At 62.8% G+C, this 15,732-nt stretch carries 18 protein-coding genes; all 18 read left to right on the top strand.

Annotation, left to right across the window (positions count from 1 at the left end; genetic code table 11):
• Positions 1-14 precede the first annotated feature (14 nt).
• The 18 genes from fliF (at position 15) to PSH87_RS19760 (ending at position 15,729) form a co-directional block, all read left to right on the top strand.
• On the top strand, positions 15-1,796 hold the full coding sequence (gene fliF, locus PSH87_RS19850) for a flagellar basal-body MS-ring/collar protein FliF (protein ID WP_017735207.1): 1,782 nt from the start codon (positions 15-17) through the stop codon (positions 1,794-1,796).
• A complete protein-coding gene (fliG, locus tag PSH87_RS19845) occupies positions 1,789-2,808 on the top strand; it encodes a flagellar motor switch protein FliG (protein WP_017735208.1) in 1,020 nt (339 codons plus the stop codon). Before fliF ends, fliG begins: the two co-directional genes overlap by 8 nt.
• Before the next feature lie 10 nt (positions 2,809-2,818).
• On the top strand, positions 2,819-3,583 hold the full coding sequence (gene fliH / locus PSH87_RS19840; protein ID WP_305430791.1) for a flagellar assembly protein FliH: 765 nt from the start codon (positions 2,819-2,821) through the stop codon (positions 3,581-3,583).
• Positions 3,573-4,931 carry a flagellar protein export ATPase FliI gene (gene fliI / locus PSH87_RS19835; protein WP_017735210.1) on the top strand — a complete coding sequence of 453 codons (1,359 nt, stop codon included), beginning with the start codon at positions 3,573-3,575 and terminating at the stop codon, positions 4,929-4,931. The genes fliH and fliI overlap by 11 nt, the downstream gene beginning before the upstream one ends.
• A gap of 3 nt (positions 4,932-4,934) precedes the next feature.
• Positions 4,935-5,384 (top strand): flagellar export protein FliJ, encoded by a 450-nt coding sequence (gene fliJ, locus PSH87_RS19830; protein ID WP_017735211.1) that lies wholly within the window; start codon positions 4,935-4,937, stop codon positions 5,382-5,384.
• Between the two features lie 183 nt (positions 5,385-5,567).
• Positions 5,568-5,873, top strand: a complete 306-nt coding sequence (locus tag PSH87_RS19825; protein ID WP_017735212.1) for an STAS domain-containing protein — start codon at positions 5,568-5,570, stop codon at positions 5,871-5,873.
• The gene (locus PSH87_RS19820; RefSeq protein WP_017735213.1) at positions 5,870-7,588 is read left to right on the top strand and encodes a fused response regulator/phosphatase; all 1,719 of its coding nucleotides are present in this window, start codon (positions 5,870-5,872) and stop codon (positions 7,586-7,588) included. Before PSH87_RS19825 ends, PSH87_RS19820 begins: the two co-directional genes overlap by 4 nt.
• Positions 7,589-7,618: 30 nt before the next feature.
• Positions 7,619-7,966: an Hpt domain-containing protein gene (locus tag PSH87_RS19815; protein ID WP_017735214.1), complete on the top strand. Its 348-nt coding sequence runs from the start codon at positions 7,619-7,621 to the stop codon at positions 7,964-7,966.
• 195 nt (positions 7,967-8,161) lie between these two features.
• On the top strand, positions 8,162-9,478 hold the full coding sequence (locus PSH87_RS19810; protein ID WP_305430790.1) for a flagellar hook-length control protein FliK: 1,317 nt from the start codon (positions 8,162-8,164) through the stop codon (positions 9,476-9,478).
• A gap of 220 nt (positions 9,479-9,698) precedes the next feature.
• The gene (fliL, locus tag PSH87_RS19805) at positions 9,699-10,199 is read left to right on the top strand and encodes a flagellar basal body-associated protein FliL (RefSeq protein WP_017735216.1); all 501 of its coding nucleotides are present in this window, start codon (positions 9,699-9,701) and stop codon (positions 10,197-10,199) included.
• Positions 10,200-10,208: 9 nt separating this feature from the next.
• A complete protein-coding gene (gene fliM, locus PSH87_RS19800; RefSeq protein ID WP_017735217.1) occupies positions 10,209-11,177 on the top strand; it encodes a flagellar motor switch protein FliM in 969 nt (322 codons plus the stop codon).
• Between the two features lie 34 nt (positions 11,178-11,211).
• Positions 11,212-11,679 (top strand): flagellar motor switch protein FliN, encoded by a 468-nt coding sequence (gene fliN / locus PSH87_RS19795; protein ID WP_010208756.1) that lies wholly within the window; start codon positions 11,212-11,214, stop codon positions 11,677-11,679.
• A gap of 1 nt (position 11,680) precedes the next feature.
• Positions 11,681-12,118 carry a flagellar biosynthetic protein FliO gene (gene fliO, locus PSH87_RS19790; protein WP_305430788.1) on the top strand — a complete coding sequence of 146 codons (438 nt, stop codon included), beginning with the start codon at positions 11,681-11,683 and terminating at the stop codon, positions 12,116-12,118.
• On the top strand, positions 12,118-12,861 hold the full coding sequence (gene fliP, locus PSH87_RS19785; RefSeq protein ID WP_017735219.1) for a flagellar type III secretion system pore protein FliP: 744 nt from the start codon (positions 12,118-12,120) through the stop codon (positions 12,859-12,861). The genes fliO and fliP overlap by 1 nt, the downstream gene beginning before the upstream one ends.
• A 4-nt stretch (positions 12,862-12,865) precedes the next feature.
• On the top strand, positions 12,866-13,135 hold the full coding sequence (fliQ, locus tag PSH87_RS19780; protein ID WP_003214552.1) for a flagellar biosynthesis protein FliQ: 270 nt from the start codon (positions 12,866-12,868) through the stop codon (positions 13,133-13,135).
• A gap of 4 nt (positions 13,136-13,139) precedes the next feature.
• Entirely contained in the window at positions 13,140-13,928 is a 789-nt protein-coding gene (gene fliR, locus PSH87_RS19775; RefSeq protein ID WP_305430787.1) for a flagellar biosynthetic protein FliR, read from the top strand.
• 3 nt (positions 13,929-13,931) lie between these two features.
• Complete coding sequence (gene flhB / locus PSH87_RS19770) at positions 13,932-15,068, top strand: flagellar biosynthesis protein FlhB (protein ID WP_017735221.1); 1,137 nt, start codon at positions 13,932-13,934, stop codon at positions 15,066-15,068.
• 457 nt (positions 15,069-15,525) lie between these two features.
• Complete coding sequence (locus PSH87_RS19760; RefSeq protein WP_017735223.1) at positions 15,526-15,729, top strand: cold-shock protein; 204 nt, start codon at positions 15,526-15,528, stop codon at positions 15,727-15,729.
• Positions 15,730-15,732: the final 3 nt, after the last annotated feature.

Here is a 15,732-nt window from a genome sequence, read left to right as displayed (position 1 = left end):
ACGAGATTTAAGTCATGGCAGAAGCAGTCGTGGACAACGCACCCGCCAAGGCAGACGGCAAGCCGCCGCTGTTTGGCCTGTCGTTCCTGGAAAACCTCTCCGAAATGACCATGTTGCGTCAGGTGGGCCTGATGGTCGGCCTGGCTGCCAGCGTGGCGATTGGTTTTGCCGTGGTGTTGTGGTCGCAGCAACCGGATTACCGCCCGTTGTACGGCAGCCTGGCGGGCATGGATTCCAAGCAGATCATGGAAACCCTCGCCGCCGCCGACATCGCTTACACCGTTGAGCCCAACTCCGGCGCCTTGCTGGTCAAGGCCGACGACGTGGCCCGTGCGCGCATGAAGCTGGCCGCCGCCGGCGTGACGCCGTCCGACGCCAATATCGGTTTTGAAATCCTCGACAAAGACCAGGGCCTGGGGACTTCCCAGTTCATGGAAGCCACCCGCTACCGTCGCGGCCTGGAAGGCGAGTTGGCCCGCACCATCTCCAGCCTGAACAACGTCAAGGGCGCCCGCGTGCACTTGGCCATTCCGAAAAGCTCGGTGTTTGTGCGCGATGAGCGCAAGCCAAGCGCCTCGGTGCTGGTGGAGCTGTTCTCCGGCCGCTCCCTCGAGCCTGGCCAGGTGCTGGCGATCATCAACCTGGTGGCCACCAGCGTGCCTGAGTTGAGCAAGTCGCAGATCACCGTGGTCGACCAGAAGGGTAACCTGCTGTCGGACATGGCCGAGAACTCCGCGCTGACCCAGGCCGGCAAGCAATTCGACTACAGCCGCCGCATGGAAAGCATGCTCACCCAGCGCGTGCACAACATCCTGCAACCGGTGCTCGGCAACGACCGCTACAAGGCGGAAGTGTCGGCCGATGTGGACTTCAGCGCCGTCGAGTCGACCTCCGAACAATTCAACCCGGACCAGCCCGCGCTGCGCAGCGAGCAGTCCACCAGCGAACAACGCACCGCCAGCAGTGGCCCGCAAGGTGTGCCGGGTGCCCTGAGCAACCAGCCACCTGCACCAGCCTCGGCGCCGCAAACCACGGGTGGCGCCGCAGCCACCGCGGGCGCCATCGCCCCGGGCCAACCGCTGCTGGACGCCAACGGCCAGCAGATCATGGACCCGGCCACCGGCCAGCCGATGCTCGCGCCGTACCCGGCGGACAAGCGTAACCAGTCCACCAAGAACTTCGAGCTCGACCGTTCCATCAGCCACACCAAGCAGCAACAGGGCCGCGTCAATCGCCTGTCGGTGTCGGTGGTGGTCGATGATCAGGTCAAGGTCAACGCGGCAGACGGCACCATCACCCGTGCGCCGTGGGGCGCCGATGAACTGGCGCGCTTCACCCGCCTGGTGCAGGACGCGGTCGGTTTCGACGCCAGCCGTGGCGACAGCGTCAGCGTGATCAACATGCCGTTCTCCGCCGAGCGTGGTGAAGTGATCGCCGAAGCGGCGTTCTACACGCAGCCGTGGTTCTGGGACATCGTCAAGCAAGTGCTGGGTGTGTTGTTCATCCTGGTGCTGGTGTTCGGCGTGCTGCGCCCGGTGCTCAACAACATCACCGGCAATGGCAGCAAGAAACAACTGGCAGCCTTTGGTGGCAGCGACGTCGAGTTGGGTGGCATGGGCGGCCTGGACGGCGAACTGGCCAACGACCGCGTCAGCCTCGGCGGCCCGCAAAGCATCCTGTTGCCAAGCCCGAGCGAAGGGTACGACGCGCAGTTGAATGCAATCAAAAGTCTGGTGGCAGAAGACCCGGGCCGTGTGGCCCAGGTCGTGAAAGAGTGGATCAACGCAGATGAGTGATAATCGAGCCGCTGTTGCCAAGCTCACCAAGGTCGACAAAGCGGCGGTTCTGCTGCTGTCCCTCGGTGAAACCGATGCCGCCCAAGTGCTGCGTCACATGGGCCCCAAAGAGGTTCAGCGCGTCGGCGTGGCCATGGCGCAAATGCGCAATGTGCACCGCGAGCAAGTCGAACAGGTGATGAGCGAGTTCGTCGAAATCGTCGGCGACCAGACCAGCCTGGGCGTCGGCTCCGACAGCTACATCCGCAAGATGCTCACTTCGGCCCTGGGCGAAGACAAGGCCAACGGTCTGATCGACCGCATCCTGCTGGGCGGCAACACCAGTGGCCTCGACAGCCTCAAGTGGATGGAACCGCGCGCGGTTGCCGACGTGATCCGCTTCGAACACCCGCAGATCCAGGCCATCGTCGTCGCGTACCTCGACCCGGACCAGGCCGGTGAAGTGCTCGGCCACTTCGACCACAAAGTGCGCCTGGACATCATCCTGCGCGTGTCGTCGCTGAACACCGTGCAACCGGCGGCGCTGAAAGAACTCAACACGATCCTGGAGAAGCAGTTCTCCGGCAACTCGAATGCCGCGCGCACCACCTTGGGTGGTATCAAGCGTGCCGCCGACATCATGAACTTCCTCGACAGCTCGGTCGAAGGCCAGCTGATGGACTCGATCCGCGAGATCGACGACACCCTGTCCGGCCAGATCGAAGACCTCATGTTCGTGTTCAACAACCTCTCCGATGTCGACGACCGTGGCATCCAGGCGTTGCTGCGCGAAGTGTCCTCCGACGTGCTGGTGCTGGCCCTCAAGGGTTCGGACGAAGGCGTCAAGGAGAAGATCTTCAAGAACATGTCCAAGCGTGCGTCCGAACTGTTGCGCGACGACCTCGAAGCCAAGGGCCCGGTGCGCGTCAGCGACGTGGAAACGGCGCAGAAAGAAATCCTCACCATTGCCCGCCGTATGGCCGAAGCCGGAGAAATCGTTCTCGGCGGGAAGGGCGGCGAAGAAATGATCTAAGGCGCGCCCCATGTCGAACAAAGATGAGACGCCCAGCGATCTGATTCGCGCGCGGGATGTCGGCGGGTTCGACATCTGGTCGTTGCCCAGCTTCGACCCGCATGTGCCGGAACCCGAGCCTGAGCCGGAACCCGAACTGCCGGTGGAAATGGAAGAAGTGCCGCTGGACGAAGTCCAGCCACTGACCCTCGAAGAGTTGGAAAGCATCCGCCAGGAGGCCTACAACGAAGGCTTCGCCGCCGGTGAAAAAGACGGCTTTCGCAGCTCCACCCTCAAGGTCCGCCAGGAAGCCGAGGCCGCGCTCAGCGCCAAGCTGGGCAGCCTGGAGCGCCTGATGCGCAGCCTGTTCGAGCCGATTGCCGAGCAGGATTCGCAGCTGGAGAAATCCATGGTCGGCCTGGTGGAGCACATCGCGCGCCAGGTGATCCAGCGCGAACTGGTGCTCGATTCCAGCCATATCGAAAGCGTCATGCGTGAAGCCCTCAAGCTGCTGCCCCTGGGCGTCGGCAATGTGCGCTTGTACATCAACCCGCAGGATTTCGAACAGGTCAAAGCCCTGCGCGAGCGCCATGAAGAAACCTGGCGCATCGTCGAAGACGCGGCGTTGCAGCCCGGTGGTTGCCGCGTCGAAACCGAACACAGCCGCATCGATGCCACGGTGGAAACCCGCATCAGCCAGATCATGGCCAAGCTGCTGGATCAGGCCCACGAGCAGGTGCTGAACCCGGCCGAGCCAGATCTGAGCGTGGACCTGGACGCCCCCGATGCGCCTTGATCGCACCAGCTTCGCCAAGCGCCTGAGCGGTTATGCCGAGGCCACGGAGTTGCCCGGCCAGCCGATCCTTGAAGGGCGCCTGTTGCGCATGGTCGGCCTGACCCTCGAAGCCGAAGGCTTGCGCGCCGCCATGGGCAGCCGTTGCCTGGTGATCAACGACGACAGCTACCACCCGGTGCAGGTCGAAGCCGAAGTGATGGGCTTCTCCGGCAGCAAGATTTTCCTGATGCCCGTCGGCAGCTTGGCGGGTATTGCCCCCGGCGCCCGCGTGGTGCCCCTGGCCGACACCGGCCGCCTGCCCATGGGCATGAGCATGCTCGGCCGCGTGCTCGACGGCGCCGGCCGTGCGCTGGACGGCAAGGGCGGCATGAAAGCCGAAGACTGGGTGCCGATGGACGGCCCCACGATCAACCCGCTCAAGCGCAACCCCATCAGCCAGCCGCTGGACGTGGGCATCCGCAGTATCAACGGTTTGTTGACGGTCGGCCGTGGCCAGCGTCTGGGCCTGTTTGCCGGTACCGGCGTGGGTAAGTCGGTGTTGCTGGGCATGATGACCCGCTTTACCGAGGCCGACATCATCGTGGTCGGGCTGATCGGCGAACGGGGCCGCGAGGTGAAGGAATTCATCGAGCACAGCCTCGGCGAAGAAGGCCTCAAGCGTTCAGTCGTGGTCGCCTCGCCGGCGGATGATGCGCCGCTGATGCGCCTGCGCGCCGCCATGTACTGCACGCGCATCGCCGAATATTTTCGCGACAAGGGCAAGAACGTCCTGTTGCTGATGGACTCGCTCACCCGTTTCGCCCAGGCCCAGCGGGAAATCGCCCTGGCCATCGGCGAGCCGCCCGCCACCAAAGGCTATCCGCCGTCGGTGTTCGCCAAGCTGCCCAAGCTGGTGGAGCGTGCCGGTAACGCCGAGGCCGGGGGTGGCTCGATTACCGCGTTCTACACTGTGTTGTCCGAAGGCGATGACCAGCAGGACCCGATTGCCGACTCGGCGCGGGGCGTGCTCGACGGCCACATCGTGCTGTCGCGACGTTTGGCGGAGGAGGGGCACTACCCGGCCATCGACATCGAAGCGTCTATCAGCCGGGTGATGCCGTCGGTGGTCACGCCGACGCATATGGCGCGGGCGCAGCAGTTCAAGCAGCTGTGGTCGCGCTACCAGCAGAGCCGCGACTTGATCAGCGTCGGCGCCTACGTGGCCGGTGGCGACCGCGACACCGACCTGGCGATTGCCCTGCAACCGCAACTGGTGACCTACCTGCGCCAGGGCCTCAACGACAAAATCAGCATGGGCGAAAGCGAAGCGCACCTGAACTCGATCTTCGCCCCGGCACCGGGCGGCTAAGCCATGGCCAGCACTCGTTCGTCGCGCCTGGCGCCAGTGGTGGACATGGCCGAAAAGGCCGAAAAAACCGCGGTGCAACGCCTGGGGTATTTCCAGGGTCAGGTGCGCCTGGCGGAAAGCAAGCTCGGCGACCTGGAGCGCTTTCGCGGCGAATACCAGCAACAGTGGATCGAACGCGGCACCCAGGGCGTGTCGGGCCAATGGTTGATGGGCTACCAGGGCTTTCTCAATCAGCTGGAAACCGCCGTCGACCAACAGCGCCAAAGCCTGCTCTGGCACCAGAACAACTTCGAAAAGGCCCGCGACAGCTGGCAGCAGGCGTACGCCCGGGTCGAGGGCTTGCGCAAGCTGGTGCAACGCTACATCGACGAAGCGCGGGCGTTGGAAGACAAGCGTGAGCAAAAGCTGCTGGATGAGTTATCACAGCGCCTCCCGCGCCAATCCCAATACTAACCATCACCACTGACCTACTGTGGGAGCTGGCTTGCCTGCGATAGCGGTACATCAGCTACAGATGAGCCCACTGATACACCGCTATCGCAGGCAAGCCAGCTCCCACATTTGATCCTCTGTGTTGCTGCTGTGGCGTTCAGCTGCTAAACCTGTGTCTACCGCCAATGACAAGGAAGCAGTCACATGTCAGTCGAGTCTGAAGTATCCCTGGACGGGAAGAAGTTGACGATCGCGATCAAGGGTCGGTTCGATTTCGGCAGCCACCAGACGTTTCGCGAATCCTACGAACGCTTCTACAAGGTGCCCGAGTTGTACGTGGTCGACCTGAAAGACACCACCTACATGGACAGCTCGGCCCTGGGCATGCTCCTGCTGTTGCGTGATCACGCCGGCGGTGACAACGCGGACGTGCAGGTGGTCAACAGCAATTCCGATGTGCGCAAGATCCTCGCCATCTCCAACTTCGACAAACTGTTCGACATCAGTTGAGCGGCCTGGCCCCCGTGCTTGAGCCGCTGACGGTGCTGATCGCCGAAGACAGCGCCACCGACCTGCTGTTGTTGTCCACCATCGTGCGGCGCCAGGGGCATCAGGTGCTCACCGCCAGCAATGGTTTGGACGCGGTGCAAGTGTTTGCCCGCGAGCGCCCGCAGTTGGTGTTGATGGACGCGCTGATGCCGGTGATGGATGGTTTTGAAGCGGCACGCCAGATCAAGCAATTGGCCGGCGAAACCTTGGTGCCGGTGATTTTCCTCACCTCCCTGCGTGAGAGTTCGGCCCTGGCCCAGTGCCTGGATGCCGGCGGCGATGACTTCATGGCCAAGCCCTACAACCCGCTGATCCTGGCGGCGAAGATCAACGCCATGGATCGCCTGCGCCGCTTGCAGGCCACGGTGTTGCAACAGCGCGACCTGATCGCCCGGCACCACGACTACCTGCTGCATGAGCAACGGGTGGCCAAGGCGGTGTTCGACAAGGTGGCGCATTCGGGCTGTATCAACGCCGCGCCGAATATCCGCTACCTGCAATCGCCCTATGCGCTGTTCAACGGCGACCTGTTGCTGGCGGCCTATACGCCGTCGGGCGATATGCATGTGTTGCTGGGCGACTTCACCGGCCACGGCTTGCCGGCGGCGGTGGGCGCCATGCCCCTGGCGGAAGTGTTCTACGGCATGACCGCCAAGGGCTACGGCCTGGCGCAGATCCTGCGGGAGATGAACGTCAAGCTCAAACGCATCCTGCCGGTGGACATGTTCTGCTGCGCCACCCTGTTGTGCCTGAGCACCCAGCGCCGTGTGGTGGAAGTGTGGAACGGCGGCATGCCCGAAGGCTATGTGCATGAAGTCGCCAGCGGCAAGCGCACGGCGTTGGTGCCGCGGCATCTGCCGTTGGGCGTGCTGTCGGCCGAAGCCTTCGATGACCGCACCGAGGTGTGGCCGATGGCCCTGGGTGACCGGGTGTTTTTGCTCTCCGATGGCGTGCTCGACACGGCTGACAGCAATGACCAGCTGTTTGGCGTCGAGCGCCTGCATCAGGTATTTGCCGCCAACCGCGAGCCCGACCTTTTGTTTGCCGAGATCGAGCAAGCCCTGGCCGGGTTTCGCGGTGAGGCGCGGGATGACGTGAGCATGGTGGAAATCACCCTGCAAGCCGGGCAGTCCCTGCGCGCGACCGGGCCACTGTATACCGACAGCAGCCAGTCGTGCCCGCTGGATTGGTCGGTGAGTTTCGAGTTTCGCGCCGAGACCCTCAAGCGCTACAACCCGTTGCCGTACTTGCTGCAACTGTTGCTGGAAATCCACGGCCTGCGCGAGCGCAGCGGGGCGTTGTACAGCGTGATGGCCGAGCTGTATTCCAACGCCCTGGAGCACGGCGTGCTGGGCCTGGACTCGCGGCTCAAGCGGGATGTGCACGGTTTTGCCGACTACTATCGCCAGCGCAACGAGCGGTTGGCGCAGTTGAGCGGCGGTTACGTGCGGGTGCACGTGCAGGTGGTGCCGACGGCGACGGGCGGGCAGATGTCGTTGCGCATCGAAGACAGCGGCGCCGGCTTTGACGTGGAACAGGTGCTGGCGCGCCCGCTGGAGGTTGATCGCCTGTCGGGCCGGGGGCTGAACCTGGTGCGTCAATTGAGCGGCGACGTGCACTGGTCCGACGGCGGGCGGAGCGTCTGCGTGGAGTTTTCGTGGCCGGCTCAGGCATAATCCGCCGATTCTTGATCAAGGAGCGAACAAGTGGCTGAGATTCATCTGGACCCGGACGTGTTATCGGGGTTGCAGGAAGTGATGGAAGGTGAGTATCCGCGCTTGCTGGATACCTTCCTCGACGATTCGCAAAAGCGCGTCGAAGCGCTGCGCAAGGCGCGGGATGACGCCAAGGCGCTCGGGCGCATCGCCCACAGCTTCAAGGGCAGCAGCGGCAACCTGGGCGCGGTGCGGCTGGCGCAGTTGTGCCAGCGGTTGGAGGCGGAGTCGGCGCAGGCGCCTGGCAGTGACTTGGGTGAGCTGGTGGATCAGATCGATCACGAATTTGCGCTGGTGCGGCCGCTGTATGAGTCGGAGCGCCAGCGCTTCCAGCTCTGACCTGTGGGAGCTGGCTTGCCTGCGATAGCATCACCACGGTTTAACTGAAATACCGAGTTGCCCGCATCGCAGGCAAGCCAGCGCCCACAGAAAAGCCAGCTCCCGCATTTCAAGTCGCACTCGGCAACCTGGCCCGACTCTTGCTCTATCTCCTGTTACTGCATCCCCGACCCCATGCAGTGGAGACCTTTACCTATGCCAGTCGCCCCGAATTCGCTCCTCCAGGCTGCCCCTGCGGCCAAGCCGCAAGCGCCCGCTGCCAACCCCCCGGCAGCGGCCGTGGAGCCGCGTGACAAGGGCGCCGGCTTTGCCCAGGTGTTCGCCAGCCAGGGGGCAAAACCGGTGGCAAAGGCCGACGACGCGCCGTCAAAAACCACACGCGACAAGCCTGCCGACGCCAATGCCAAGCAGGTGGACAGCAATGACAAACCTGCCGCCAGCAAGCCGGCGGTTGCCGATAGCGGCAATCCTTTGCCTGCCAAACCGCCCGCCAAGTCCGACGACAGCGCCAGCACGGATGACGACAAACCTGTCGGCCCGGCCCTGGCGCAGCAGCCTCCCACTGACCCGGCAGTCGACCCGGCCTTGGTGGCAACGGTCACGCCGGCTGTAGTCGTGCCGGTGGTGACTGTTACTGACGACAGCAAGCCTGCGCCCGTGGCCACCGCACCGCTGGTGGTGACCGATGAGGTCAAGCAGCCAGCCTTCGACCCCGAGGCGGACCCCCTCGATTCCATGCCGGCCGTACGCCTGGCGATGGAGCAGGGCGGCCACGTCTCCGCCAGCAGCCAGTCGCCGCAGAAACCTGCGCCAAACCTGGACCAGCCCACCGCTGCGCAAAACTTCACGGCTGGCCTGGCCAATATGGTCGACCAGCAAGCCGCCAAGGACAGCACTGACCAAGGTGGCGACAAGGCCTTCAGCGGGCTGATCGAAGACGGTCTCAAGGACTTGAAGGGCGCCAGCAGCGACACCCGTGTCGATGACTTCGCCAACCGCCTGGCTGCGTTGACCCAGGCCGCCACGCCGAAAACCGCGAATGCCTTGCCGCCGGCCACTAACACGCCGTTGGCCATGCACCAGAGCGGCTGGACCGAAGAAGTGGTCAACCGCGTGATGTACCTGTCCAGCGCAAACCTCAAGTCCGCCGAGATCCAGTTGCAGCCAGCGGAATTGGGGCGCCTGGATATCAAAGTCAATATGACGGCGGACCAGCAGGCCCAGGTCAGCTTCATGAGCGGCCATGCCGTGGTGCGTGAAGCGCTGGAAAGCCAGTCCGGGCGCCTGCGCGAGATGTTTGCCCAGCAGGGCATGGGACAGGTGGATGTGAACGTGTCGGACCAGTCCCGTGGCCAGGAGCAGCAACAGCAGCAGGGCCAGGCGCGTGGCGTGAGTGGTATCGGTGGGCGTGGGGGTGATAGTGACAGCGGTGCCCATGCTGAAGTGGCTGAAGCGGTTGCGCCGGTGACGTCAACGGTGATCGGCTCCAGCGCCGTCGATTACTATGCCTGATCCCAGCAGGAACGCGGTCCATGTGGGAGCTGGCTTGCCTGCGATAGCGATCTATCAGTGACAGATGTATTCACTGACACACCGTTATCGCAGGCAAGCCAGCTCCCACAGTTGATTTGGGGTGTAGCTGCTTCCTCGCATTACCAGACAACTCTGGCATAACACTTGCTCTTGCCTTTCCGTAGATCTATGAATCCCCGAATAGTGACGGATTATTGGCATGGCGAAGAGCGACGACGCAGCAAAAGCACCCGCAGGCAAAGGCAAGCTCAAGCTTATCCTGATGATTGTCGTGGGCCTGATCCTGGCTATCGGCGCCTCTGTCGGTGGCACCTGGTACATCATGCACAGCAGTGCAAGCAAACCGGCACCGGCTGCCGAAACCGCCAGTAACGTCAAGCAACCGGCAATCTTCGAGCCGATGCTGCCGGCCTTTGTCGCCAACTTCAACCAGAACGGCCGCCAACGCTACCTGCAAGTCAGCATGACCTTGCTGGCGCGCAACCAGGCCGACCTGGATGCCCTCAAGGTGCATATGCCGGTGATCCGCAACAACCTGGTGATGCTGTTCTCCGCCCAAAGCTTCGACGCCCTGGCCACCCCGGTCGGCCAGGAAATGCTGCGCCAGAAGGTCACCGCAAGCGTGCAGGAAGTGTCCCAGAAAGAGCTCGGCAAAGTCGCAATCGAGCAAGTGCTCTTTACCAACTACGTACTGCAGTAGGATCACGACATGGCCGTGCAAGACCTGCTGTCCCAGGATGAAATCGACGCGCTGCTCCACGGCGTCGACGATGGTCTGGTGCAGACCGAAATGGCTGCCGAACCCGGCAGCGTCAAAAGTTATGACCTGACCAGCCAGGACCGCATCGTCCGTGGGCGCATGCCGACCCTGGAGATGATCAACGAACGTTTTGCCCGTTACACGCGGATCAGCATGTTCAACATGCTGCGCCGCTCGGCGGACGTGGCGGTGGGCGGCGTGCAGGTGATGAAGTTCGGTGAATACGTGCACTCGCTGTACGTGCCCACCAGCCTCAACCTGGTCAAGATCAAGCCGCTGCGCGGCACGGCGCTGTTCATCCTCGACGCCAAGCTGGTGTTCAAGCTGGTGGACAACTTCTTCGGCGGCGACGGTCGTCACGCCAAGATCGAAGGCCGTGAATTCACCCCCACCGAACTGCGCGTAGTGCGCATGGTGCTGGAGCAAGCCTTCATCGACTTGAAGGAAGCCTGGCAGGCGATCATGGAAGTCAATTTCGAGTACATCAACTCGGAAGTGAACCCGGCCATGGCCAACATCGTCGGCCCCAGCGAAGCCATTGTGGTGTCGACCTTCCACATCGAACTCGATGGCGGTGGCGGCGACCTGCACGTGACCATGCCGTACTCGATGATCGAGCCGGTGCGCGAAATGCTCGACGCCGGTTTCCAGTCCGACCTCGACGACCAGGACGAACGCTGGGTCAAGGCCCTGCGCGAAGACTTGCTGGATGTGGACGTGCCCCTGAGCGCCACCGTGGCCCGCCGCCAACTGCGCCTGCGCGACATCTTGCACATGCAGCCGGGCGACGTGATCCCCGTGGAATTGCCGGAAGAAATGATCATGCGCGCCAACGGCGTGCCGTCGTTCAAGGTCAAGCTCGGTTCCCACAAGGGCAACCTGGCGTTGCAAGTGATCGAACCGATCAACCGCCGCTGATCAACTTTAATTTTTGCTGCGCCGAGGACATGTAATGGCTACCGAACACGAAAACACTTCCGCCGAAGACCAGGCCCTGGCTGACGAATGGGCGGCTGCCCTGGAAGAGACCGGCGATGTTGGCCAGGACGACATCGACGCGCTGCTGGCCGCCGACGCCGCCACCGCGCCGGCCGGCAACCGCCTGCCGATGGAAGAATTCGGCAGCGTGCCGAAAAACAACGAGCCGGTGACCCTCGATGGGCCGAACCTGGATGTGATCCTCGACATCCCGGTGTCGATCTCCATGGAAGTGGGCAGCACCGAAATCAACATCCGCAACCTGCTGCAACTCAACCAGGGTTCGGTGATCGAGCTCGATCGCCTGGCCGGTGAGCCGCTGGATGTGCTGGTCAACGGCACCCTGATTGCCCACGGCGAAGTGGTGGTGGTCAACGAAAAGTTCGGCATCCGCCTGACCGACGTGATCAGCCCGAGCGAACGCATCAAGAAGCTGCGCTGATATGAACCGCCTGATGGTAGGACTGTTATTCGCGCTGCCATTGGGCGCCATGGCCGCCGAGCCGATTGCCCAGGCCGCCACGGCGGCGCCGGCCGGCAGCGGCCTCGGTGGCCAGTTGACGCAGCTGGTGCTGGGCCTGCTGCTGGTGGTTGGCCTGATTTTCGTGCTGGCCTGGCTGATGCGCCGGGTGCAGAACGTCGGTCCGGGCAATGGCCAGGTGATCGAGCTGATCGGCTCGCGCGCCCTCGGCCCGCGTGATCGGCTGGTGCTGGTGCAAGTCGGCGAGGAACAGATCCTGCTGGGTCTCACACCTGGCCGCATCACTCCGCTGCATGTGCTCAAGACCCCCGTGAGCGTGGATCAGACCGAGTCCGCCACGCCAGAATTCGCCCAGCGCCTGATGGAGTTGCTGGGCAAGGATCAGAAGGATAAGAAGTAATGCGCGTTTTATTGACGCTCATGCTGTTGCTGGCGGCGCCATTGGCGTTCGCCGCCGACCCGTTGTCGATCCCGGCGATTACCCTGGGCACCAACGCGGCGGGCGCGCAGGAGTATTCGGTCAGCCTGCAGATCCTGCTGATCATGACGGCGCTGAGTTTTATCCCGGCGTTTGTCATGCTGATGACCAGCTTTACGCGGATCATCATCGTGTTCTCGATCCTGCGCCAGGCCCTGGGCTTGCAGCAGACACCGTCGAACCAGATCCTCACCGGCATGGCCTTGTTCCTGACGCTGTTCATCATGGCGCCGGTGTTCGACAAGGTGAACCAGCAAGCGCTGCAGCCTTACCTGGCGGAAACCATCACGGCCCAGGTCGCCATCGACAAGGCCCAGGGCCCGATCAAGGACTTCATGCTGTCGCAGACCCGCTCCAGCGACCTGGAGCTGTTCATGCGCCTGTCCAAGCGCACCGACATCGCCACCCCGGATCAGGCGCCGCTGACCATCCTGGTGCCGGCGTTTGTCACCTCGGAATTGAAGACCGCATTCCAGATCGGCTTCATGATCTTTATCCCGTTCCTGATCATCGACCTGGTGGTGGCGAGCGTGCTGATGGCGATGGGTATGATGATGCTGTCGCCGCTGATCATCTCGTTGCCGTTCAAGATCATGCTGTTTGTGCTGGTGGACGGTTGGGCGCTGATTATCGGCACCCTGGCCGGCAGTTTCGGCGGGGTATAGCGCAATGACTCCAGAAGTAGCCGTCGACCTGTTCCGTGAAGCGCTGTGGCTGACCACCATGATGGTTGCCGTGCTGGTGGTGCCGAGCCTGTTGGTGGGCCTGCTGGTGGCGATGTTCCAGGCCGCGACGCAGATCAACGAACAGACCTTGAGCTTCCTGCCGCGCCTGCTGGTGATGCTGATTACCCTGATCGTCGCCGGCCCGTGGCTGGTGCAGACGTTCATGGAATACATCCTGCAGTTGTACGGCAGTATTCCGCAGTTGATCGGCTGACCTGATGCAGTCCGTACTGGCCTTGACCGATACCCAGATCAGCACCTGGGTGGCGTCCTTCATCCTGCCGATGTTCCGGGTCATGGCGGTGCTGATGACCATGCCGGTGTTTGGCACGACCCTGGTGCCCAAGCGCATCCGCCTGTATTTCGCCTTTGCCATTACCGTGGTGATCGTGCCCGGCTTGCCGCCGATGCCACCGGTGAATGCGCTGGACCTCAGTGCGCTGTTGCTGATTGCCGAGCAGATCCTGATCGGCGCGATCCTCGGTTTTTCGCTGACCCTGTTCTTCCAGGCCTTTGTGATCGCCGGGCAAATCATCTCGATCCAGATGGGCATGGGCTTTGCGTCCATGGTCGACCCTACCAACGGCGTGTCGGTGGCGGTGATCGGGCAGTTCCTGACCATGCTGGTGACCTTGCTGTTCCTGGCCATGAACGGCCATCTGGTGGCGTTCGAGGTGATGACCGAGAGTTTCACCACCTTGCCCGTGGGCTCGGGGCTGGTGGTCAACCATTTCTGGGAGCTGGTCGGGCGCCTCAGTTGGGTGCTGGGCGCGTCGCTGTTGCTGCTGGTGTTGCCGGCGATCACCGCGTTGCTGGTGGTCAACATCGCGTTTGGCGTGATGACCCGGGCGGCGCCGCAATTGAACATCTTCTCCATCGGTTTCCCGTTGACCCTGGTCTTGGGCATGGGGATTTTCTGGGTCGGCATGGCCGACATTCTCAATCAGTATCAACCGCTGGCGTCCGACGCCTTGCAGTTCTTACGTGATCTGGCACGGGCGCGCTGAATCATGGCCGAGAGCGAGAGTGGTCAGGACAAGACCGAAGACCCCACGGAGAAACGCAAAAAGGACTCCAGGGAAAAGGGCGAGATCGCCCGCTCCAAGGAGCTGAATACCGTAGCGACCATGATGGCCGGCGCCGGTGCCTTGCTGATCTACGGCGGTGGCCTGGCGCTGGACCTGATGGAGCTGATGAAGCACAACTTCACCTTGCCCCGCGAGGTGTTGCTCAGCCCCGGCGCCATGGGCCAATACCTGCTGCACTCGGGCAAGATCGCGATTCTGGCGGTGCAGCCGGTGTTGATCACCTTGCTGCTGGCCGCGCTGATCGGCCCGGTCGCCCTCGGCGGCTGGTTGTTTGCCGCCGGCAGCATGGCGCCGAAATTCAGCCGCATGAACCCCGGCGCCGGGCTCAAGCGCATGTTCTCCGCCAAGGCTTTGGTGGAGTTGCTCAAGGCCCTGGCCAAGTTCATCGTGATTCTGTTTGTGGCGCTGATGGTGTTGTCGTCCGACATCGACGACCTGCTGCGCATCGCCCATGAGCCGCTGGAGTCGGCGATCATCCACAGCGTGCAGGTGGTGGGCTGGAGCGCGCTGTGGATGGCGGCCGGGCTGATCATCATTGCCGCGGTGGATGCGCCGATCCAGTTGTGGGAAAGCCACAAGAAACTACTGATGACCAAGCAGGAAGTGCGCGACGAACACAAGGATCAGGAGGGGCGCCCCGAGGTCAAGCAACGCATTCGCCAACTGCAGAGGGAAATGTCCCAGCGCAAGATGATGGCCTCGGTGCCCGACGCCGACGTGGTTATCACCAACCCGACCCACTACGCCGTGGCGCTCAAGTACGACCCGGAGAAGGGCGGTGCGCCGATGTTGCTGGCCAAGGGCAGCGACTTCACCGCGTTGAAGATCCGCGAAATCGCAGTGGCCAACGACATCCTGCTGCTGGAGTCGCCGGCGCTGGCGCGGTCGATTTTCTATTCCACCGACCTCGACCAGGAAATCCCTGCCGGGCTGTACCTGGCGGTGGCCCAGGTGCTGGCGTATGTCTATCAGATCCGCCAGTACCGCGCGGGCAAGGGCAAGCGGCCGGACCCGTTGAAGGATCTGCCGATTCCGCCAGAGTTGCGCCGCGATTCCTGAGGTTTGCAATGCCTGTAAGGGCCTCATCGCAGGCAAGCCAGCTCCCACATAAATCACTGTGCTGCCAACCTGTGGGAGCGGGCTTGCCCGCGATGAGGCCCTGAAGCCGTCCTTGTACCGTTTGTCGAAAACCCTTCCCTACCTGTCAACTCTGACAGTAGCCAGCTGGCCCTTCTCGCGGTTCCATGGCGCTAGATACGCGCCGCAGGAAGCAGAGAGATAGCAATGAAGTGGGTCTCCGGAACGGTCAAATCTTACAACCACCAGACGGGTGAGGGTGTGATCGCAATGGATGGCGGGAGCGAGCAGGTGCCTGTGGACCTCGTCAGCTCTGCCGGGGTTCGGCTCAGCGAAGGGCAGCGGGTGAGATTTGCGCGGATCCACCGGCCCCAGGGCGTATTTGCAGCCAGCATCACACTTATCTCGGGTTGATGAATGAGAAGTCGGGAGAACGGCAATGGCAACAGGCACTGTGAAGTGGTTTAACGCGGAGAAGGGGTTTGGGTTTATCACGCCGGACGACGGCTCGGCGGATGTGTTTGTTCACTTCTCTGCGATAACGGGGGACGGTTTCAAAACCCTTGAAGAGGGCAAGAAAGTCGAGTACGGCATCACTCAGGGCCAAAAAGGCCCGCAGGCCGAAAACGTCCGCGCCCTCTAGGCC

The organism is Pseudomonas sp. FP453 (genome assembly GCF_030687495.1).
Lineage (GTDB): Bacteria > Pseudomonadota > Gammaproteobacteria > Pseudomonadales > Pseudomonadaceae > Aquipseudomonas.
This window is presented reverse-complemented; position numbering and strand designations above follow the sequence as displayed.